This is a genomic window from Acidovorax sp. GW821-FHT09A11 (assembly GCF_059418365.1).
In genome coordinates this window covers 17,844-36,717 of sequence record NZ_JBWKPS010000016.1, presented here as the reverse complement: position 1 = coordinate 36,717, position 18,874 = coordinate 17,844, and the positions used below count along the sequence as shown (strand labels likewise).

At 69.9% G+C, this 18,874-nt stretch carries 18 protein-coding genes; 13 read left to right on the top strand and 5 right to left on the bottom strand.

The annotated features are described in order from the left end of the window. Nucleotides 1-10 precede the first annotated feature (10 nt). The 3 genes from AC07PV_RS24170 to AC07PV_RS24160 are packed head-to-tail and all read left to right on the top strand — an operon-like array spanning nt 11 to nt 2,613. Nucleotides 11-463, top strand: coding sequence for a YchJ family protein (locus AC07PV_RS24170; RefSeq protein ID WP_255591056.1), 453 nt, complete (start codon nt 11-13; stop codon nt 461-463). Between the two features lie 50 nt (nt 464-513). Beyond that, complete coding sequence (locus AC07PV_RS24165) at nt 514-1,167, top strand: HAD family hydrolase (protein WP_218296282.1); 654 nt, start codon at nt 514-516, stop codon at nt 1,165-1,167. A gap of 27 nt (nt 1,168-1,194) precedes the next feature. After that, on the top strand, nt 1,195-2,613 hold the full coding sequence (locus AC07PV_RS24160; RefSeq protein ID WP_369643478.1) for a patatin-like phospholipase family protein: 1,419 nt from the start codon (nt 1,195-1,197) through the stop codon (nt 2,611-2,613). A 57-nt stretch (nt 2,614-2,670) separates the two neighbouring features. On the opposite strand, the gene AC07PV_RS24155 is transcribed toward AC07PV_RS24160, so the two are convergent. Next, complete coding sequence (locus AC07PV_RS24155) at nt 2,671-3,351, bottom strand: glutathione S-transferase family protein (protein WP_494631523.1); 681 nt, start codon at nt 3,349-3,351, stop codon at nt 2,671-2,673. 116 nt (nt 3,352-3,467) lie between these two features. Beyond that, on the bottom strand, nt 3,468-4,478 hold the full coding sequence (locus tag AC07PV_RS24150; protein WP_494631534.1) for an AraC family transcriptional regulator: 1,011 nt from the start codon (nt 4,476-4,478) through the stop codon (nt 3,468-3,470). Between the two features lie 210 nt (nt 4,479-4,688). Between AC07PV_RS24150 and AC07PV_RS24145 the strand changes: the two genes are divergently transcribed. The 8 genes from AC07PV_RS24145 (at nt 4,689) to AC07PV_RS24110 (ending at nt 13,775) form a co-directional block, all read left to right on the top strand. Then, complete coding sequence (locus tag AC07PV_RS24145) at nt 4,689-6,425, top strand: AMP-binding protein (RefSeq protein WP_494631522.1); 1,737 nt, start codon at nt 4,689-4,691, stop codon at nt 6,423-6,425. Nucleotides 6,426-6,447: 22 nt separating this feature from the next. Then, on the top strand, nt 6,448-8,055 hold the full coding sequence (locus tag AC07PV_RS24140) for a carboxyl transferase domain-containing protein (RefSeq protein WP_494631521.1): 1,608 nt from the start codon (nt 6,448-6,450) through the stop codon (nt 8,053-8,055). 17 nt (nt 8,056-8,072) lie between these two features. Continuing rightward, complete coding sequence (locus tag AC07PV_RS24135; RefSeq protein WP_218339893.1) at nt 8,073-8,582, top strand: DinB family protein; 510 nt, start codon at nt 8,073-8,075, stop codon at nt 8,580-8,582. Continuing rightward, nucleotides 8,579-9,361, top strand: coding sequence for an enoyl-CoA hydratase/isomerase family protein (locus AC07PV_RS24130; protein WP_492244681.1), 783 nt, complete (start codon nt 8,579-8,581; stop codon nt 9,359-9,361). Before AC07PV_RS24135 ends, AC07PV_RS24130 begins: the two co-directional genes overlap by 4 nt. Before the next feature lie 171 nt (nt 9,362-9,532). Beyond that, nucleotides 9,533-10,252 carry a DUF4126 domain-containing protein gene (locus AC07PV_RS24125; protein WP_494631520.1) on the top strand — a complete coding sequence of 240 codons (720 nt, stop codon included), beginning with the start codon at nt 9,533-9,535 and terminating at the stop codon, nt 10,250-10,252. A gap of 2 nt (nt 10,253-10,254) precedes the next feature. Next, nucleotides 10,255-12,282 carry an acetyl/propionyl/methylcrotonyl-CoA carboxylase subunit alpha gene (locus AC07PV_RS24120; RefSeq protein WP_494631518.1) on the top strand — a complete coding sequence of 676 codons (2,028 nt, stop codon included), beginning with the start codon at nt 10,255-10,257 and terminating at the stop codon, nt 12,280-12,282. 63 nt (nt 12,283-12,345) lie between these two features. After that, nucleotides 12,346-13,266 (top strand): 2-hydroxyacid dehydrogenase, encoded by a 921-nt coding sequence (locus AC07PV_RS24115; protein WP_494631517.1) that lies wholly within the window; start codon nt 12,346-12,348, stop codon nt 13,264-13,266. A gap of 41 nt (nt 13,267-13,307) precedes the next feature. Next, complete coding sequence (locus AC07PV_RS24110; RefSeq protein ID WP_494631515.1) at nt 13,308-13,775, top strand: DUF3592 domain-containing protein; 468 nt, start codon at nt 13,308-13,310, stop codon at nt 13,773-13,775. A gap of 19 nt (nt 13,776-13,794) precedes the next feature. On the opposite strand, the gene AC07PV_RS24105 is transcribed toward AC07PV_RS24110, so the two are convergent. From AC07PV_RS24105 to AC07PV_RS24095, 3 genes are all read right to left on the bottom strand, one after another. Then, entirely contained in the window at nt 13,795-14,847 is a 1,053-nt protein-coding gene (locus AC07PV_RS24105) for a Bug family tripartite tricarboxylate transporter substrate binding protein (RefSeq protein ID WP_494631514.1), read from the bottom strand. A gap of 88 nt (nt 14,848-14,935) precedes the next feature. After that, nucleotides 14,936-15,772 (bottom strand): beta-keto acid cleavage family enzyme, encoded by an 837-nt coding sequence (locus AC07PV_RS24100; protein ID WP_218339883.1) that lies wholly within the window; start codon nt 15,770-15,772, stop codon nt 14,936-14,938. Continuing rightward, nucleotides 15,769-16,749, bottom strand: coding sequence for a 3-hydroxyacyl-CoA dehydrogenase family protein (locus AC07PV_RS24095; protein ID WP_494596410.1), 981 nt, complete (start codon nt 16,747-16,749; stop codon nt 15,769-15,771). Before AC07PV_RS24095 ends, AC07PV_RS24100 begins: the two co-directional genes overlap by 4 nt. Before the next feature lie 88 nt (nt 16,750-16,837). Between AC07PV_RS24095 and AC07PV_RS24090 the strand changes: the two genes are divergently transcribed. Both AC07PV_RS24090 and AC07PV_RS24085 read left to right on the top strand, forming a co-directional pair. Then, the gene (locus AC07PV_RS24090) at nt 16,838-17,749 is read left to right on the top strand and encodes a LysR family transcriptional regulator (protein ID WP_218296267.1); all 912 of its coding nucleotides are present in this window, start codon (nt 16,838-16,840) and stop codon (nt 17,747-17,749) included. A 197-nt stretch (nt 17,750-17,946) separates the two neighbouring features. After that, nucleotides 17,947-18,855, top strand: coding sequence for a hydroxymethylglutaryl-CoA lyase (locus AC07PV_RS24085; protein ID WP_218296266.1), 909 nt, complete (start codon nt 17,947-17,949; stop codon nt 18,853-18,855). Nucleotides 18,856-18,874: the final 19 nt, after the last annotated feature.

Sequence of the window (18,874 nt, the reverse complement as noted above, 5' to 3'; positions counted from 1 at the left end):
GTTCACCGCGATGCGCACCCCGCCCATGGCCCTGGCCGACAGCGCACCCTGCCCGTGCGGACGCACCGTGGCGCCCGCGGGCCGGCGCGCCGGCGGCACGGCCGCCGTGCTGCGTTATGCCGACTGCTGCGGCCGCTATGTGGACCATCTGGAAGCGGCGCCCGCGCCCGACGCCGAAAGCCTCATGCGGTCCCGGTACACCGCGTTCGTGGGCGAGCGGGCCGAGTACCTGCAGGCCACCTGGCACCCCACCACGCGCCCCGCGTCGATGGATTTCGATGCGGGCGCGCGGTGGCTCGGGCTTGCGGTGCGCGGCCACCGCGCCACGGGCGAAGGCCGTGCGGAAGTCGAGTTCGTGGCGCGCTACCGCGTGGGCGGCCGTGCCGTGCGCCTGCACGAGACCAGCCGCTTCGTGCGCGAAGGCGGGCGCTGGTTCTATGTGGATGGCGATGTCCACGGTTGAAATTTGCATGAAAATAACCTCAAGCCCTTTATCCATAGGCGCCATAAGCTATGAAATTTGAAGCAATACTGTTCGACTGCGACGGGGTCCTGGTGGACAGCGAACCCATCACCAACGGCGTGCTGCGCGACATGCTCGCGGAGGCCGGCTGGGCCCTGAGCGCCGAGGAGTGCATGCGCATCTTCATCGGCAAGACCGTGCGCAGCGAGGCCGCCCGCATCGAGACCCACACCGGCCGGCCGCTCACCGATGCATGGATGGCCGATTTCTATGCGCGGCGCAATGCCGAGCTGGACCAGCGCCTCACGGCCATCGAGCACATCCACGGCACCATCGAGCGCGTGCACGCGCACCATGGCGGGCGCATCGCTTGCGCCTCGGGGGCCGACCGGCACAAGGTGGAGATGCAGCTGGCCAAGGTGGGCCTCACGCCCTTCTTCGAGGGCCGCATCTTCAGCGGCCACGAAATGCCGCGCACCAAGCCCGCGCCGGACGTGTACCTGGCGGCGGCCGCCGCGCTGCAGGCGCAGCCCCTGCGCTGCGCGGTGGTCGAAGACACGGTGACGGGCGTCACTGCGGGGGTGGCGGCGGGCGCCACGGTGTTTGCGTATGCGCCGCTGGACGATGGCGAGGCCCTGCGCGCGGCGGGGGCGTCTGAGGTGTTTCGCAGCATGGCCGAGCTGCCGGCCTTGCTGGGCTGCTGACCGCTGCTGTTCGCACCAGGACACGCCATGCCCAAGCACAGCAGCCAGCTGCCACGGTGGCTACGCAACTGCGCCGCGCTCGCGGCCCTCGGCGTTCTCATGGGCTGCTCGTCGGTGCGCCCCTGGATCAACGAGCCGCTGCCGCCCGAAGACCGGGACATCCCCGTGCGCAAGTCCGAGCGCGATCCCACCATCCTGGTGGCCGTGACGCTTTCGGGCGGCGGCGCGCGCGCGGCCGCCTTTGGCTTCGGCGTGCTGACCGAGATGCAGCAGACCCGCTTTCGCTGGAACGGGCGGGACACCACCCTGCTGGACGCCACGGACGTGGTGAGCGGCGTGTCGGGCGGCAGCATTGTTGCCGCCTACTTCGCGGCGCATGGCATCGAGGGGCTGCCCCGGTTCGAGCACGACTTCCTGCGGCAGAACTTCCAGAACAGCCTCATCACCCAGGCCCTGCGGCCCGGCAACCTGGTGGACCTGACCTCGCCCTGGCTGGGCCGCACCCACCTGCTCGCGCGGCGGCTCGACGACCTGTACGGCGGGCTGACCTTCGGCGATGTGGAGCGGCGCCCGCGCCACCCGCAACTGTTCATCACCGCCACCGACATGTCGCTGGGCACGGGCTTCGAGTTCACCTGGGAGCAGTTCACTCTGATCTGCTCGGACCTGCGCAAGGTGCCGCTGTCGTTTGCGGTCGCTTCCTCGTCGGCCGTGCCGCTGCTGCTCAGCCCGATGACGCTCAAGAACTACGCCGACCAGTGCCCTGAACGCCGCACCGGCTCCACGGCCAGCGCGCGCGCCGCGGCCGCCGGCGACTACCGCGCCCGGCTGTACCGCGCGCACGAACTGAGCTACACCGACGCGCAGCGCAAGCCCTACATCCACCTGGTGGACGGCGGCCTGGCGGACAACCTGGGCGTGCAGCGCCTGCTGGACCGGGCCCTGGCGGGCGGCGGCCTGCGCCAGACGTTCAGCGAGGTGGGCATCCCGCCCGCCACCATCCGCAAGCTGGTGCTGATCACCGTGAACGCGGAGCGCGATCCGTCGGTCAACATCGACATGAGCGACCAGGTGCCCAACATGGCCCAGGTGGTGGATGCGCTGCTGTTCGGCACCGGCGCACGCGCCACGCGCGAGACGCAGGAGTTCCTGCGCGACATCACCCAGCAGTGGCGCCAGGCCCTGGCCGCGGGCTCCACGGGCAGCGGCGATGCCTTCGCGCCCGATGCCGAGATCCATGTGATTCCCGTGAACCTGCGCGACGCGCCGGACGACGTGGCGCGGCGGCGCCTGCTGCAGGTGCCCACGGCGTTCTCCATCTCCCACGAAGAGGTCACCGACCTCATCGAGGCCGGCGGCAGCGTGCTGCGGCATTCGCCCGAGTTCCGCGCGCTGGTGCAGTCATTGCTGCACGGCGCACCCAGGCCGCCGCAGCCGTCGCAGTGACAGAGGCGCGGGGCCGGTAGGCCGCCAGCCCGCGCGGGCAGGCCTTTCGTCCCTGGCTCAGGGCCGCGTGTCGGGCGCGGGGGTGGTGGGCACGTCCTGGTCCTCGGCCGCTTCGATCTGCGCGGCCAGGGCCCTCTGGTAGCCGGGGCGCTGCTGCAGCCGCTGCCAGTAGGCGCGCGTGGCCTCGCCGAACTGCGGCTCCAGGTCCAGGTGCTGGGCCAGCAGCAGCGCATAGCCCACCGACACATCGGCCGCCGTGAAGCGGCCCGCGGACAGGTAGTCGCTGCGCGCCACGGCGGCCTCCACCGCGCGCAGGCGCGCCAGGAACCAGCGGCTGTAGTCCTCCACCACCTGGGGCTGCTTGCGGTCCGCGGGTTCGAAACGCCCATAGCGCAGCACCAGCGTCTGCGGAAAGGTGAGCGTGGCCTCGCCCAGGTGCAGCCAGTTCAGGTAGGCGCCAAAGGCCGGGTCGGGGGGACGCACGTCCAGCCCGGCGTCCGGGTGCGCGGCGGCCAGGTACTGGCAGATGGCGGCCGATTCGGTCATGCGCACCTGGTGTGGCGCCTTGCCCTGCACCAGCAGCGGCACGGTGCCCAGCGGGTTCTCTTCCAGGAACCAGCGGGCGTGCGCGCGCGGCGGAAACGGCAGCATGTGCAGCACGTACGGCAGCCGCAGCTCTTCCAGCATCCACAACGGGCGGAAGGAGCGGGCGCTGACGCAGTGGTACAGATGGATCATGGGTGCGGTGGGGGCATGGCGGTGTGGTGACCGGGCCCGCCAGTGTAGTGGCGGGTGGCGAAAGTGCGCTGGCCGGTGCCGTCCTGGCGACGCTCGTCACGCAGCGCCGCAACGCTTCATGCGGCGTTGCGCGCCTTGCGCCGGAACTCCGCCGGCGAATCCCCCGTCCAGCCGCGGAACGCGCGGATGAAGCTCTTCTCGTTGACGAAGCCCGCCGCCTCGGCCACCTGCTTGATGGGGCGGTCCGTGCGGTGCAGCAGGTCCACGGCGCGGCTTTGGCGCACCTCGTCCTTCAGGCCCTGCAGCGTGGCGCCTTCTTCCTTGAGCTGGCGGTGCAGCGTGCGCGGCGACACATGCAGCAGGCCCGCGAGCGATTCGGCGCTGTGCTGGGGCAGCGCATGCGCCAGTTGCCCGGCCACGGGGGCGCCCAGCAGCTGGCGCACGCGCTGCACCAGCAGCCGGTCGCGCCGGTACTGCAGCACCGTCAGGGGCAGGGCGTGCTGCAGCATCTGGCGCAGGGCCTGCTCGTCGCGCCGCAGGGGCAGGCTGAGGTAGCGCGCATCGAAGTGGATGGCCGTCCGCGGGGCGCCAAAGGCCACCGGGCCGCGGAAGAGCACCGCGTACGCGTCCGCATGCGGCGGCGCGGCGAACGCGAACTCGGCGGCGATCAGCGGTATGCGCGAATCCACCAGCCAGCAGCCCAGCCCGTGTGCATTGCGCAGCACCGAGACCAGGCAGAACTCGCGCAACGCGCCCAGGTCGCGTGCTTCGGCGATGCCCAGGGTGGCGGTGCCGCCCTGGACCGTGAGGTGCAGCGCGATATCGTCCGCGAGCAGCCCGTGGTGGCGGCACCAGCGTGCCAGCGCCACCTGCAGGTTGGGCGAGCTGATGGACGCGCGCGCCAGCATGCCGTAGCTGCCCCAGGGCAGGCGCCGGCTGAACCAGCCCAGGGCCTCGTCGTCCAGCTCCTGCATGGCGGCATCGGAGATCTGCTCCATCTGCCAGGCGGTGATGCGGGCATGGGTATCGTGCAGCAGCTCCGGCGCGATCTGTGCCTGCGCCAGGGCGCGTTCGGGGCCCATGCCCCGGCGTTCGTAGGCCAGCGCGATCGCCCGCACGAAGGCCATGGGCGTCACGGCGGGTGCGCTGGTGGGGGCCAGGGCCTGCCAGGCCGGCTCGGGGGTGGGGGCAACGGGTTTCACACAAGGCAGTGTGCCCGATGCGTGGCACGATTTGCAACCTTTGTGGCAACCAGGGCCGGACCAGGGCTTCTATGCTTACGGATCGCCGCCCCCGCCGCCGCACGCGGGAGGAAGAGCCATGCAAGGAGACACAACATGACGACGACCCCTGCCGCCTTTGCCGCCGCGGCCCCTCTCACCGGCAGCCACGCCCGTGGCGCCAGCGGCGTCCCGCTGATCGAGCAGACCATCGGCGACTTCTTTGCCGGCATGGTGGCCCGCCAGCCGGGGCGCGAGGCGCTGGTCAGCGTGCACCAGGGGCGCCGCTACACCTACGCCGAACTGCAGGTCCAGGCGCAGCGCCTGGCCAGCGCGCTGCTCGGCCAGGGCCTGGTGCCCGGCGACCGCGTGGGCATCTGGTCGCACAACAACGCCGAATGGGTGCTGATGCAGCTGGCCACCGCGCAGGCGGGCCTGGTGCTGGTCAACATCAACCCGGCCTACCGCACGTCCGAAGTCGAATACGCCCTGAACAAGGTGGGCTGCAAGCTGCTGGTGACCATGGCGCGCTTCAAGACCAGCGACTACCTGGGCATGCTGCGCGAGCTGGCGCCCCAGTGGCAGCACCAGCAGCCGGGCCAGCTGGGCGCGGTGAAGCTGCCCCACCTGCACACGGTGGTGTGGATCGACGAGGCGGGCCAGGGCGCCGACGAGCCCGGGCTGCTGCGCTTTTCGGACCTGATCGCGCGCGGCGATGCGGCCGACCCGCGCCTGGCCCAGGTGGCCGCCACGCTCAAGGCCACCGACCCCATCAACATCCAGTTCACCAGCGGCACCACGGGCTTCCCGAAGGGCGCCACGCTCACGCACCGCAACATCCTGAACAACGGCTTCTTCATCGGCGAATGCATGAAGCTCACGCCCGAGGACCGCCTGTGCATCCCCGTGCCGCTGTACCACTGCTTCGGCATGGTGCTGGGCAACCTGGCGTGCCTGACACACGGCGCCACCATCGTGTACCCCAACGACGGGTTCGACCCGCTCACCGTGCTGCAGACGGTGCAGGACGAGCGCTGCACCGGCCTGCACGGCGTGCCCACCATGTTCATCGCCGAGCTGGACCACCCGCGGTTCGCCGAGTTCGACCTGTCCACCCTGCGCACCGGCATCATGGCGGGCTCTCCCTGCCCCACCGAGGTGATGAAGCGCGTGGTGGAGCAGATGAACCTGCGCGAAATCACCATCGCCTACGGCATGACCGAGACCAGCCCGGTCAGCTGCCAGAGCAGCACCGACACGCCGCTCGACAAGCGCGTCTCCACCGTGGGCCAGGTGCAGCCGCACCTGGAGGTCAAGATCGTGGACCCCGACACCGGCGCCGTGGTGCCCATCGGCCAGCGCGGCGAGTTCTGCACCAAGGGCTATTCGGTGATGCACGGCTACTGGGGCGATGAGGCCAAGACCCGCGAAGCCATCGACGAAGGCGGCTGGATGCACACGGGCGACCTCGCCACCATGGACGCCGAGGGCTATGTGAACATCGTCGGCCGCATCAAGGACATGGTGATCCGTGGCGGCGAGAACATCTACCCGCGCGAGATCGAAGAGTTCCTGTACCGCCACCCGCAGGTGCAGGACGTGCAGGTGGTGGGTGTGCCCGATGCCAAGTATGGCGAGGAGCTTTGCGCCTGGATCATCGCCAAGCCGGGCACGAAGCCCACCGAAGACGACATCCGCGCCTTCTGCAAGGGCCAGATCGCGCACTACAAGGTGCCGCGCTACATCCGCTTCGTCACCAGCTTCCCGATGACGGTGACGGGCAAGATCCAGAAGTTCAAGATCCGCGATGAGATGAAGGATCAGCTCGGTCTGGTCGAAGCCAAGACCGCGTGAAACACACAAGAAGCAACACAGCATGACCATTCTCGACACCCAACTCAACGCCCGCTCGGCGGACTTCCTGGCCAATGCCGCCGCCATGCGCACGCTGGTGGACGACCTGCGCGCCCAGCTCGACAAGGTCGCCCAGGGCGGCGGCGAGGCGGCCCGCGCCAAGCACACCGCGCGCGGCAAGCTGCTGCCGCGCGAGCGCGTGCAGATGCTGCTGGACCCGGGCACGCCGTTTCTGGAGCTGGCCCCGCTGGCCGCGCTCAACATGTACAACAACGATGCGCCCAGTTCGGGGCTGATTGCCGGCATCGGCCGCGTGAGCGGCGTGGACTGCATGATCGTGTGCAACGACGCCACGGTGAAGGGTGGCACCTACTACCCGCTCACCGTCAAGAAGCACCTGCGCGCGCAGGAAGTGGCGCAGCAGAACCACCTCACCTGCATCTACCTGGTGGACTCCGGCGGCGCCAACCTGCCCAACCAGGACGAGGTCTTTCCGGACCGCGACCACTTCGGCCGCATCTTCTTCAACCAGGCCAACATGAGCGCCATGGGCATCTCGCAGATCGCCGTGGTCATGGGCAGCTGCACGGCTGGGGGCGCCTACGTGCCGGCCATGAGCGACGAGTCCATCATCGTCAAGAACCAGGGCACCATCTTCCTGGGCGGCCCGCCGCTGGTCAAGGCCGCCACGGGCGAGGTCGTCACGGCCGAGGACCTGGGCGGTGGCGACGTGCACACGCGCCTGTCGGGCGTGGCCGACCACCTGGCGCAAAACGACCTGCATGCGCTGCAGCTGGCGCGCAATGCGGTGCGAAATCTGAACAAAAACAAGCCTTCAGCGCCCGCTGATCAAGCGCCAATAGCTCCTAAATTTGTAGCTGAAGAGCTCTACGGCGTGATCCCCGTCGACACACGCAAGCCCTTCGACGTGCGCGAGATCATTGCCCGCATCGTCGATGGCAGCGAGTTCGACGAGTTCAAGGCGCGCTATGGCACCACGCTGGTCACGGGCTTCGCGCGCATCGAAGGCATGATGGTCGGCATCATCGCCAACAACGGCATCCTGTTCAGCGAGTCGGCCCTGAAGGGCGCGCATTTCATCGAGCTGTGCTGCCAGCGCAAGATCCCGCTCGTGTTCCTGCAGAACATCACCGGCTTCATGGTCGGGCGCAAGTACGAGAACGAAGGCATCGCGCGCAACGGCGCCAAGATGGTCACGGCCGTGGCCACGGCCAGCGTGCCCAAGTTCACCATCATCATCGGCGGCAGCTTTGGCGCCGGCAACTACGGCATGTGCGGCCGCGCGTACTCGCCCCGCTTCCTGTGGATGTGGCCCAACGCGCGCATCAGCGTGATGGGCGGCGAGCAGGCGGCCGGCGTGCTCGCCACCGTCAAGCGCGACGGCATCGAGGCCAAGGGCGGGCAGTGGAGCATGGAGGAAGAAGAAGCCTTCAAGGCACCCATCCGCCGCCAGTACGAAGACCAGGGCCACCCCTACTACGCCACTGCCCGCCTGTGGGACGACGGCGTGATCGACCCGGCCGACACCCGCCGCGTGCTGGCGCTGGGCCTGGCGGCCACGCGCAATGCGCCCATCGAAGACACCAGGTTCGGCCTGTTCCGCATGTGACCGTGCCGGGAGCCGCCATGGACGCCGTCGCCCACTTCACCCAGCTCGCACGCTACAACGTGTGGGCCACGGCGCGCCTGCTCGATGCCGTGCGGGCGCTGCCTGAAGAGGCCTACCGGCGCGATGTGGGCCTGTTCTTCAAGAGCATCCACGGCACGCTCAACCACCTGCTGGTGGGCGAACACCATCTGTGGTTCGTGCGGTTTGCCGAAGGCACCTCGCCCAAGATGGCGCTGGACGCCGAACTGGAAAGCGACCGCGCGCGGCTGGATGCCCGCCTGCGCGAGGGCGCGGCCCGCTGGGCACCGCTGATCGCTTCGTTCGCCCCAGGCCGCTGGGACGGTACGCTGGACTACACCACCATGCGCGGCACGGCGGCATCGCTGCCGTTCGCGGCCACGCTGGCGCATGTGTTCAACCACGGCACGCACCACCGGGGCCAGATCACCGCCGCATTGACCGCCCTGGGCCAGTCCAGCCCCGAGCTGGACCTTGTCTACTTCCTGCAAAACCCGCCCAAGCCATGAGCCAGAACCTGTCCATCACCCACACCGGCGCCGTGGCGCGCATCACGCTCACGCAGCCCGAGATCCGCAATGCCTTCAGCGACGAAGTCATCGCCGAGATCACCGCCGCCTTCATGGAGGTGGGCGGGCGTGCCGATGTGCGCGCCGTGGTGCTGGCCGCAGAAGGGCCCGCGTTCTGCGCGGGCGCCAACCTGAACTGGATGCGCCGCATGGCCGACTACACGCGCGACGAAAACATCACCGACGCCGGCAAGCTGGCCGAGATGCTGCGCGTGATCTACGCATGCGAGAAGCCCACCATCGCCCGCGTGCAGGGCGATGTGTACGCGGGCGGCATGGGCCTGGTGGCCGCGTGCGACATGGCGGTGGCGGTGGACACGGCGGGCTTTTGTCTCAGCGAGGTGAAGCTGGGCCTCATCCCCGCCACCATCAGCCCCTATGTGATCCGTGCCATGGGGGCGCGCGCCGCGCACCGCTATTTCCTGACGGCCGAGCGCTTCGGCGCGGCCGAGGCGCTGCGCATCGGCTTCGTGCACGAGGTGGTGGCGGCCGACCAGCTCGACGCCAAGGTGGACGAACTGCTGAAAGCCCTGACCAGCGCCAGTCCCAACGCCGTGCGCGTATGCAAGAAGCTGGTGATGGATGTGGCCGAGCGGGAAATCAACGCGGGCCTGATCGCCGCCACCGTGCAGGGCATTGCCGACATCCGCGCCAGCGACGAGGGCAAGGAGGGCGTGCAGTCCTTCCTGAACAAGCGCAAGCCGAACTGGCTGATATGAGACACCCCCCTGAGGCGCTGCGCGCCTTCCCCCCGCTCTCGTTGCGCTGCGCGCACCGGGCAGGTGGACGACGCCCTCGCTGCGGGGCGGCCCTTGCTCGGCGTCCCTGGCCTGGGGCGCGCCAGTTGTCGCGGCCAGCGATCTTTCACAGTGTCGGGGAGACCTACTGACATGGACACCCTCTGGCTCAACATCGTGCAGTGGCTCCACACGCTGGGGCTGCATGTGGATGGCGGCACGGCGCGCGCCGTGGGTGACGCAGCGGCCACGGCCACCGCGCGGCTCGACATGCCCAGCCTGCTGGCGCTGGCCGCCGCGCTGGGCTGGGCCAGCGGCTTTCGGCTGTACGCGGTCGTGTTCCTCGTCGGCGGCATGGGTTCCATGGGCTGGATGCCCTTGCCCCCCGGTCTGCACGTGCTGCAGAACCCGCTGGTGCTGCTGGTGGCGGGCGGCCTGATGCTGGTCGAGTTCTTTGCGGACAAGGTCCCGTGGATCGACAGCGCCTGGGACGCCGTGCACACCGTCATCCGCGTGCCCGGCGGCGCCCTGCTGGCCGCGGGCGTGTTCGGTGCCGACAACGCCACCATGGGCGTGGTGGCCGGTTTGCTGGGCGGGTCGCTGGCCGCCACGTCGATGGCCACCAAGATGACCACGCGCGCAGCGGCCAACACCTCGCCCGAGCCGTTTTCCAACTGGCTGCTGTCCTTCTTCGAAGACGGCCTGGTAGTGGCCGTGGTGTGGCTGGCCACGCAGCACCCGGTGGCCTTCGGCATCGCACTGGTGCTGATGGTGGCCGTGTCGGTGTTGCTCCTGGTGGTGCTGTTCAAGTTTCTGCGCGCCGTGGTGCGGCGCTTGTCTTCTTTCTTTTCTGGTTCTGCCAAGGTGGCTTAAAAATGTTCAAAAAGATTCTGATTGCCAATCGTGGCGAGATCGCCTGCCGGGTCGCCGCTACGGCCAAGCGCCTGGGCGTGAAGACCGTTGCGGTGTACTCCGATGCCGACGCCAAGGCCAAACACGTGGCCGTGTGCGACGAGGCCGTGCACATCGGCGGCAGCGCGCCCAAGGACAGCTACCTGCGCTGGGAGCGCATCATCGAGGCCGCCCAGGCCACGGGCGCACAGGCCATCCACCCGGGCTACGGCTTCCTGTCCGAGAACGAGGACTTCGCCCACGCCTGCGCGGCCGCAGGCCTGGTCTTCATCGGCCCGCCACCCTCGGCCATCAAGGACATGGGCCTGAAGGCCGAGTCCAAGCAGCTCATGGAAAAGGCCGGCGTGCCCCTGGTGCCCGGCTATCACGGCAGTGACCAGGACCCGGCGCTGCTGCAGCGCGAGGCCGACCGCATCGGCTACCCCGTGCTCATCAAGGCCAGCGCGGGTGGCGGCGGCAAGGGCATGCGCGCGGTGGACCACAGCGGGGACTTCGCCGCCGCGCTCGAATCGTGCCAGCGCGAGGCGATCAACAGCTTTGGCGACGATGCGGTGCTGGTAGAAAAATACGTGCAGCGCCCGCGCCACATCGAGATCCAGGTGTTTGGCGACACGCACGGCAACTGCGTCTACCTGTTCGAGCGCGACTGCTCCGTGCAGCGCCGCCACCAGAAGGTGCTGGAAGAGGCCCCCGCCCCCGGCATGACGCCGGAACTGCGCGCACAGATGGGCGAAGCCGCCGTGGCCGCCGCCAAGGCGGTGAACTACGTGGGCGCGGGCACGGTGGAGTTCATCGTGGAGCAGCCCGGTGGCTACGAGCGGCCCGACCAGATGAAGTTCTACTTCATGGAAATGAACACCCGCCTGCAGGTGGAGCACCCGGTGACCGAGGCCATCACGGGGCTCGATCTGGTGGAGTGGCAACTGCGCGTGGCGTCTGGCGAGCCGCTGCCTTTGACACAGGACGCGCTGCGCATCACCGGCCATGCGATCGAAGCGCGCATCTGCGCCGAGAACCCCGACAACAACTTCCTGCCCGCCACCGGCGCGCTCAACGTGTATGCGCTGCCCGACTGCGTGACCTTCGAGCGGGGCGCGGTGCGCGTGGACTCCGGCGTGCGCCAGGGCGATGCGATCAGCCCGTTCTACGACTCCATGGTGGCCAAGCTCATCGTGCACGGCGACACGCGCGAGCAGGCGCTGGCGCGGCTGGACGAGGCCCTGGCGCAAACGCACATCGTGGGCCTGGCGACCAACGTGCAGTTCCTGCGCCGCGTGGCGCGCACCGGTGCGTTTGCCAGCGCAAAGCTCGACACCGCGCTGATCCCGCGCGAGCAGGCGGTGCTGTTCCACCAGGAGCCGGTGGGCCTGCCGCTGGCTGCTGCGGCCGCCGTGGCGCAGACGGTGCTGCATGAACGCGCCAGCCAAGGCGTGGACCCCTTCAGCCGCCGCGACGGTTTTCATTCGCACGCGCTCACGCGCCGCCGCTTCGAGTTCGAGTTTGGCGGCGAGCACGCCAAGGCCTGGCTTACCTACGAACGTGACGGCGCGCTGCACCTGGCGGTTGGCGAGGGCGATGCGGCCGTGGCAGGGCCGCTGGAATTCGCGGAACAAGGCGGCGCCATCGAACTGCAGTTCGCAGGCCAGCGCACCCGCGCTGCGGTGTACGCCCAGGGCGAGGTGGACCATGTGTTCACCCCGCGCGGCGCGACGCAGATCACCGCCATCGACCTGCTGGCCCATGCGGGCGAGGCAGCGGCCGAAGGCGGGCGCCTCACGGCCCCCATGCCCGGCAAGGTGGTGTCTTTTGCCGTCAAGGCGGGCGATGCCGTCACCAAGGGCCAGCCGCTGGCGGTGATGGAAGCCATGAAGATGGAGCACACCATTGCCGCGCCCGCAGACGGCGTGGTGCAGGAGCTGCTGTACGCCCCGGGCGACCAGGTGACCGAAGGCGCGGAGCTGCTCAAGCTGGTGGTGGCCGAAAAGGCGTAGGCGGCCGCAGGGCACCCCGCATGCGACAGCGCGCGGGGGGCAATGCCGTTACGCTTGGGCGCCATGAAAATCACCTTCTGCTGTACCGACACCAAGGCCGACCCCTGGCTCCAGGGGCTTTCCGCCGCATTGCCCGGCGCTGATATTTCCGTGTGGAAGCCTGGCGCGCCGCAGGCCGGCTACGCCGTGGTCTGGGCGCCGCCCCAGCAGTTCATGGACGAGCAGCCAGGCCTCAAGGCGCTGTTCAATATCGGGGCGGGCGTGGATGCGCTGCTCAAGCTGCGCCTGCCGCCCGGTGCGCTGGTGGTGCGGCTCGACGATGCGGGCATGGCCGTGCAGATGGCCGAGTACGTGTGCCATGCGGTCATCCGCCACTTTCGCGAGTTCGACGGCTACGAGGCCGACATGGCGGCCGGGCGCTGGGGCTACCGCAAGCCGCGCCTGCGTGGCGACTACCCCATTGGCGTGATGGGCCTGGGCGTGCTGGGCGAGCGCGTGGCCAAGGCGCTGGCGCAGTTCGAGTTCCCGGTCAACGGCTGGAGCCGCAGCCCCAAGGCCATCGAAGGGGTGCGCGCCTTCAGTGGCGCGGAGCAGTTCCACGACTTCCTGGCGGCCAGCCGCGTGCTGGTCAACCTGCTGCCGCTCACGCCCGACACGGCCAATGTCATCAACAAGGAAACGCTGGGCCGCCTGCGGCCGGGCGCCTACGTCATCAACGTGGCGCGCGGTGCGCACCTCGTGGACGAAGACCTGCTGGCGGCCATCGGCAGCGGCCACGTGGCCGGCGCCACGCTCGATGTGTTCCGCACCGAACCGCTGCCCGCGGGCCACGCGTTCTGGAACCACCCGCGCATCACCGTCACCCCCCACACCTCGGCGCGCACGCTGCGCGAGGAGAGCATTGCCCAGATCGCGCGCAAGATGGCCGCGCTGCAGCGGGGCGAGGCGGTCGCGGGCGTGGTGAACCCCGGGCGCGGGTACTGAGGCCGCTGGCCGGCGGTGTCTCCAGCGTTGAAAATGGGGGCATGAACACGTCAACCTTTCGCGGCTTGCTTGGCTTCCTGGGCTGGTTCCTGCTGGTGCCCGGTGCCCTGACCGTGCTGGGCGCGGCGTGGCTGCTGGCCTCGGGCATGAGCCTGCTGGGCGGCACGCTCACCGCCCAGGGCCGCGTGGTGGCGCATGAGGAGACCTTTGTCGGCCCCTCCCACCGCAAGGTGCTCGCCCGGAAAAGCATCGTGGAATTCGTGGCGGGCGACGGGCGAACCCTGCGTTTCACGGACTCGGTGGCGCGCCAGCTTCAGGCCGTGCACAAGGTCGGCGAGGCGGTCACGGTGCGCTATCCCGCCAAGGACCCCGCGCAGGCCGAAATCAGCAGCTCCACCACGATCAGGAGCTTCATCGGCGTCGTGATGCTGCTGTTCGGTGCCGTGGGCATGGCGGCGGGCTGGCTGTTGCTGCGCCTGCGCCCGAGGGCCGCGGCCCCACCGCCCTGAGCCCCTGGCTGGCAGCCCGTCAATCCATCGTCACGCCCGCATCGCGCACCAGCTTGCCCAGGCGCTGCGCGTCGGCCTTGATCAGCGCGCCGAAGTCTGCCGCCGTGCCCGCCACCACCGGCGTGCCGATGGCCTCCCACTTGGCGCGGAAGGCGGGTTCCTTGAAGATCGCATTCACCGTGGCGTTGAGCCTGTCCACGGTGGCCTGCGGCGTGCCCGCGCGCACGGCGATGCCGTGCCAGCCGGTGATCTGGTAGCCCGGCACGCCCGCTTCGGCCATGGTGGGAACGTTGGGCAGCACCTTGGCGCGCTCGGCCGACGTGACCGCCAGCGGGATGAGCTTGCCCGACTGGAGGTGCGGCAGCGAGCTGCCCACGATGTCGAACATCACGTTCACCTGGCCGCCCAGCAAGTCGTTGAGCGCGGGGCCCGCGCCGCGGTACGGAATGTGGCCCATCTTCACGTGGGCGGTGGTGTTGAACAGCTCGCCCGCCAGGTGCTGCGGCGTGCCGTTGCCGGCCGATGCAAAGCTCAGCACCGGCTTGCCGGCCTTGGCCATGGCGATGAGTTCCGGCAAGGTCTTCACGCCCAGCGAGGGGTGCACTTCCAGCACCAGCGGAAAGGCCGACAGCTGCACCACGGGCACCAGATCGGTCAGCGGGTTGAAGGGCATGCTGGCGTACAGCGACGGGTTCACCGCCATCGGACCGCTGGCGGCCAGCAGCAGGGTGTGGCCGTCGGCGGGCGCCTGCTTGGCCACCTCGGCGCTGCCGGAGTTGCCGCCCGCGCCGCCCTTGTTGTCCACCACCACGGTCACGCCCAGGCGGCTTTGCAGCTCGGGCTGCAGCATGCGCGCCATCAGGTCGGTGGGGCCTCCGGGCGGGTAGGGCACCACGAAGCGAATGGTCTTGGTGGGGAAGGCGGCCGGGGCCGTCTGGGCCACGGCGTGGCCTGCCATGCCCAGGGCCAGGGCCCAGGTGGCGGGCAGGGCAAGCGCCAGGCGGATGGCCGTGCGTCGCGTGGCCTGGCGGGCCTGCGGTACGGGGGCGTGGGCGGTGGGGTGTTGTTGCATGGTGTCTCCTGCGGATGGATGAAGGCCCGTCTGGCGCGGGCTGATGGGTTTGATGGCGTAATGAGAATGGGCAGAGGCGGGCCGAGGCTCAGCCCGCGCCGAACCGCTGGCGGATGTCCTGCGCCGTGGCCAGCGGCCGCCCCAGCGCAGCCGCGGCCTCGACCGCCTGGCGCACCAGCGCCGCGTTGTCGGGTGCAGTGCTGCCGTCCTTGCGCAGCAGGTTGTTCTCGAACCCCACGCGGGCATGCCCGCCGAAGACCGCGGCGGCGGTGATGCAGGTGTTCTCGGCCGCGCCGAACGCGCACACGGCCCAGGGTTCGGGCCCGTCGTGGGCGGCCAGGAAGGGCAGCAGGTCGCGCGGGCTCGAGGTCTGGCCCGCGCTGTAGCGGCCCAGCACGAACAGCAGGAACCACGGCGCATCGGGCACTACGCCGCTGGCGCGCAGCGCCTGCCAGCGGCGCAGGTCGGCCACGTCATACAGGATGACCTGCACCATGCAGCGCCGCTCTGCCAAGCCGGTGAAGAAGCGCTGCAGGCCGGCCTCGCCGATCTCGGGCTGGTCGATCTCGCGCAGGCCGATGGACACGGCCTCGGGCTGCAGCGCCTCGACCATCGCGATCTGCGCCGGGGCACGGTACACGCCTGCGGCTTCGCTCGTGACCTGCACCACCATCGCATCGCCCACCGCGTGCTGCACCACGCGCCGGGCTTCGCGGTAGCCTTCCACGTCCAGGCTGTGGCGGCCCTGGGCGTCGCGGATGTGCATGTGGATCATGGCCGCACCCGCCTCCAGGCAGGCCTTGGCGGTGGCGGCCAGCGTGGCCGGCGTGGTCGGCACGGCGGGGTGGTCGCTGGGCAGCTTGTACGCGCCGTTGGGCGCCACGGTGACGATCAGCGGGTCGGGCCATTGGCTGGTGGCGCTCATGGCGTGGCTCCCGGCGTGGTGTGTGTGCTGGCGGGCTCGATGGCAGGCAGCTCGCTGGCCAGCAGGGCCAGGCCCTGGCGCAGCAGCGTGTCGTAGCGGGTGCGCTCGGCGCGTTTGCGGTCCTCGGGCCAGTCGAAGAAGCCCTTGCCGGTCTTCATGCCCAGCTCGCCCTTGGCCACGCGGTCGCGCAGCGCCTGGGCGGGCACGTCGGTGTTGGAAAGCGTGGGATACATGGTGGCCGCGGCCGCGCAGTGCACCTCGATGCCCGCGTGGTCGCGCTGCAGCACCGGCCCCGCCGCCAGGAAGCGAAAGCCAAAGCCAAAGCGCACGGCGGCGTCCACGTCTTCCGGAGACGCGATGCCTTCGTCGATGAGCGCAAACGCCTCGCGCGACAGCGCATGCTGCATGCGGTTGGCCAGAAAACCCGGCTTGTCCTTCTTCACCAGCACCGGCACGCTGCCGCAGCGGCGCATGAAGCCGTGCAGCCACTGGCCCAGCGTGGGGTCGCTGCGCTCGCCCAGCACCACCTCCACCAGCGGCACCAGGTGCGCCGGCATGAAGAAGTGCAGGCCCAGCATGCGCCGCGCGGTGGGCAGGCCCTGTGCGATGGCGCTGATCGGAAAACCCGAGCTGTTGCTGGCCAGTACCGCGCTGGCCGGGGCGATGGCTTCCAGCTCGGCAAACAGCTGCTGCTTGGCGGCCAGCTGCTCGGTGATGCATTCGACCACCAGCACCACGCCGTCCCAGGCCACGTCCTGCAGGCTGGCGCACACCTCCACCGGGCCCGCGCTCGCGGCCAGGCCGGCGGCGTTGAGCTCGGCGGCAATGTGCGGCAGCAGCAGATCGCGCCGTGCGGTGTGCGGGTCCACCACCGTGACCCGGGCACCGCCGCGGGCCAGGACCACGGCCACGTCGGCGCCCATGGTGCCCCCGCCCACGACCACCGTGCGTGCATTGCGCGGCGAACTGATGTCCATGCTGCTGTCCCCTTGTGTTGTCTTGCGGTGCAGTCTAGGCAGGCGGCATTGCGCGGTCCAGACGTATTTTTCGATAGACTGATCGGCCATGAAGATCAATTGGTCGGCCCGCGAGGTCGATGTGTTCCTGGCGCTGGCCGACACGCTGAGCTTTCGGCGCACCGCGCTGCAGATGCACCTGTCGCAGTCGGCGGTGTCGGGCACGCTCGCGCGGCTCGAAGAGATGCTGGGCGCGCGCCTGTTCGACCGCACCACGCGCACGGTGCAGCTCACGCAGGCGGGCGAGGTGTTTGCCGAGCAGGCCCGCTTTCTGCGCCACCAGATGGATGAGACGGTGCGCCGCGTGCAGGCCGTGGCGCAGGTGCAGGTGGGGCGGCTGGCGCTGGCGGCGCTGCCGTCGCTGGCGGCGGGCGTGGTGCCGCGCGCGTTCGCGCGCTTTGCGGCGGGGCACCCGGGCGTGCACCTGGAGCTGTTCGACAGCCTGGCGGGCCCGGCGTTCGACATGGTGCGCGCAGGGCGCGTGGACTTCGCGCTCACTGCCGCCAACCCGGCGTATGCCGACCTCGACTACACCCCGCTGTCGTCCGACCGCTTCGTGCTGCTGCTGGCCCGCGCCCACCCGCTGGCGCGCGGCCGCGGAGCCCTGGGCTGGGCCGACGTGGCGGACCTGCCGCACATCTCCATGCCCGCCGGCACCAGCGTGCGCCAGTACGCCGACGAGGCGCTGCTCACGCACCGCATCCGCTTTGCGCCGCGCTACGAGGTGGAACACCTGGCCACCATCGCGGCCATGGTGGCCGCGCAACTGGGCGTGAGCGCGCTGCCCGAGCTGGCCGCGCAGGTCGTGCGCCGGCCCGAGGTGGTGGCCCGCCCGCTCAAGCTGCCCTCGCTGCGCCGGCCCATCGGCCTGGTCACGCTGCGCGGGCGGCGCCTGTCGCTGGCGGCGGTGCAGATGGTGGCGCTGCTGCGCCAGGAGATGGAGGAGGGGGCTGCACGCTGAGGCCCCGGACGCCGGCGCCGCAATGGCAGGAGCGGGGAAGGGTCTGGCAGGATATGGGGTGGTGCCGTCCCCGCGAAGCCCGGACAATAGAAGGCCTGTTCCCGGCCGTGGTGCCCGGGCTGCAGCGGCGCCGCCCGGGCGCTGCCGCCGCCAGGGTCCGGCCTGTTTCCCGTTTCCCTTTCTTTCAGGTAGCCGCCATGAGCATTCCTTCTCGCGTCAAACTCATCGATGTCGGTCCGCGCGACGGGCTGCAGAACGAAAAATCGCCCGTGCCCGCCGACGTCAAGATCGCCCTGGTGCACCGCCTGCAGGACGCGGGCCTCAAAGAGATCGAAGTCACGAGCTACGTGAGCCCCAAGTGGGTGCCGCAGATGGCCGACAACCACGAGGTGATGCAGGGCGTGAACCGCGTGGCCGGCGTGCGCTACTCGGTGCTCACGCCCAACCTCAAGGGCTATGAAGCCGCGGTGGCGGACCGGCCCGACGAGATCGTGGTCTTCGGCTCGGCCAGCGAGGCCTTCAGCCAGAAGAACATCAACTGCTCCATCGCCGAGAGCATCGAGCGCTTCGCGCCCGTGGTCGAGGCGGCGCTGGCGGCCGGCATCGGCGTGCGCGGCGCGATGAGCTGCACCGTGGGCTGCCCGTACGAGGGCGAGATCGCCCCCGGGCGCGTGGAGTACCTTGCCGGCCTGCTCCAGGGCATCGGCGTGCAGCGCGTGGACGTGGCCGACACCATCGGCGTGGGCACGCCGCGCAAGGTGCAGCGCGCGCTGGAAGCGACGCTGAAGCATTTCGGCATCGACGATGTGTCGGGCCACTTCCACGACACCTACGGCCAGGCGCTGTCCAACACGCTGGCCGCGCTGGAGCTGGGGGTGTGGAACTACCAGTCCTCCGTGGCGGGCCTGGGCGGCTGCCCGTACGCCAAGGGCGCCACGGGCAACGTGGCGACGGAAGACGTGGTCTACATGCTGCACGGCATGGGCATCGAGACCGGCATCGATCTTGATAAGCTCATCGATGCGGGGGCCTACATCAGTGGCTTCCTGAACCGTAAACCCAATTCCCGCGCAGCGAATGCACTGCTGACCAAACGCGCGGGATAGCGCCATCGGCGCAGGAGAA

Bases quoted from the DNA above. Each gene is read 5' to 3' on its own strand.
- AC07PV_RS24155 (WP_494631523.1), bottom strand. From the start codon at position 3,351: ATGATCCATCTGTACCACTGCGTCAGCGCCCGCTCCTTCCGCCCGTTG.
- AC07PV_RS24085 (WP_218296266.1), top strand. From the start codon at position 17,947: ATGAGCATTCCTTCTCGCGTCAAACTCATCGATGTCGGTCCGCGCGAC.
- AC07PV_RS24130 (WP_492244681.1), top strand. From the start codon at position 8,579: ATGAGCCAGAACCTGTCCATCACCCACACCGGCGCCGTGGCGCGCATC.
- AC07PV_RS24095 (WP_494596410.1), bottom strand. From the start codon at position 16,749: ATGGACATCAGTTCGCCGCGCAATGCACGCACGGTGGTCGTGGGCGGG.
- AC07PV_RS24115 (WP_494631517.1), top strand. From the start codon at position 12,346: ATGAAAATCACCTTCTGCTGTACCGACACCAAGGCCGACCCCTGGCTC.
- AC07PV_RS24165 (WP_218296282.1), top strand. From the start codon at position 514: ATGAAATTTGAAGCAATACTGTTCGACTGCGACGGGGTCCTGGTGGAC.
- AC07PV_RS24125 (WP_494631520.1), top strand. From the start codon at position 9,533: ATGGACACCCTCTGGCTCAACATCGTGCAGTGGCTCCACACGCTGGGG.
- AC07PV_RS24110 (WP_494631515.1), top strand. From the start codon at position 13,308: ATGAACACGTCAACCTTTCGCGGCTTGCTTGGCTTCCTGGGCTGGTTC.
- AC07PV_RS24120 (WP_494631518.1), top strand. From the start codon at position 10,255: ATGTTCAAAAAGATTCTGATTGCCAATCGTGGCGAGATCGCCTGCCGG.
- AC07PV_RS24170 (WP_255591056.1), top strand. From the start codon at position 11: ATGCGCACCCCGCCCATGGCCCTGGCCGACAGCGCACCCTGCCCGTGC.
- AC07PV_RS24135 (WP_218339893.1), top strand. From the start codon at position 8,073: ATGGACGCCGTCGCCCACTTCACCCAGCTCGCACGCTACAACGTGTGG.
- AC07PV_RS24090 (WP_218296267.1), top strand. From the start codon at position 16,838: ATGAAGATCAATTGGTCGGCCCGCGAGGTCGATGTGTTCCTGGCGCTG.
- AC07PV_RS24140 (WP_494631521.1), top strand. From the start codon at position 6,448: ATGACCATTCTCGACACCCAACTCAACGCCCGCTCGGCGGACTTCCTG.
- AC07PV_RS24105 (WP_494631514.1), bottom strand. From the start codon at position 14,847: ATGCAACAACACCCCACCGCCCACGCCCCCGTACCGCAGGCCCGCCAG.
- AC07PV_RS24160 (WP_369643478.1), top strand. From the start codon at position 1,195: ATGCCCAAGCACAGCAGCCAGCTGCCACGGTGGCTACGCAACTGCGCC.
- AC07PV_RS24150 (WP_494631534.1), bottom strand. From the start codon at position 4,478: ATGGCCTTCGTGCGGGCGATCGCGCTGGCCTACGAACGCCGGGGCATG.
- AC07PV_RS24100 (WP_218339883.1), bottom strand. From the start codon at position 15,772: ATGAGCGCCACCAGCCAATGGCCCGACCCGCTGATCGTCACCGTGGCG.
- AC07PV_RS24145 (WP_494631522.1), top strand. From the start codon at position 4,689: ATGACGACGACCCCTGCCGCCTTTGCCGCCGCGGCCCCTCTCACCGGC.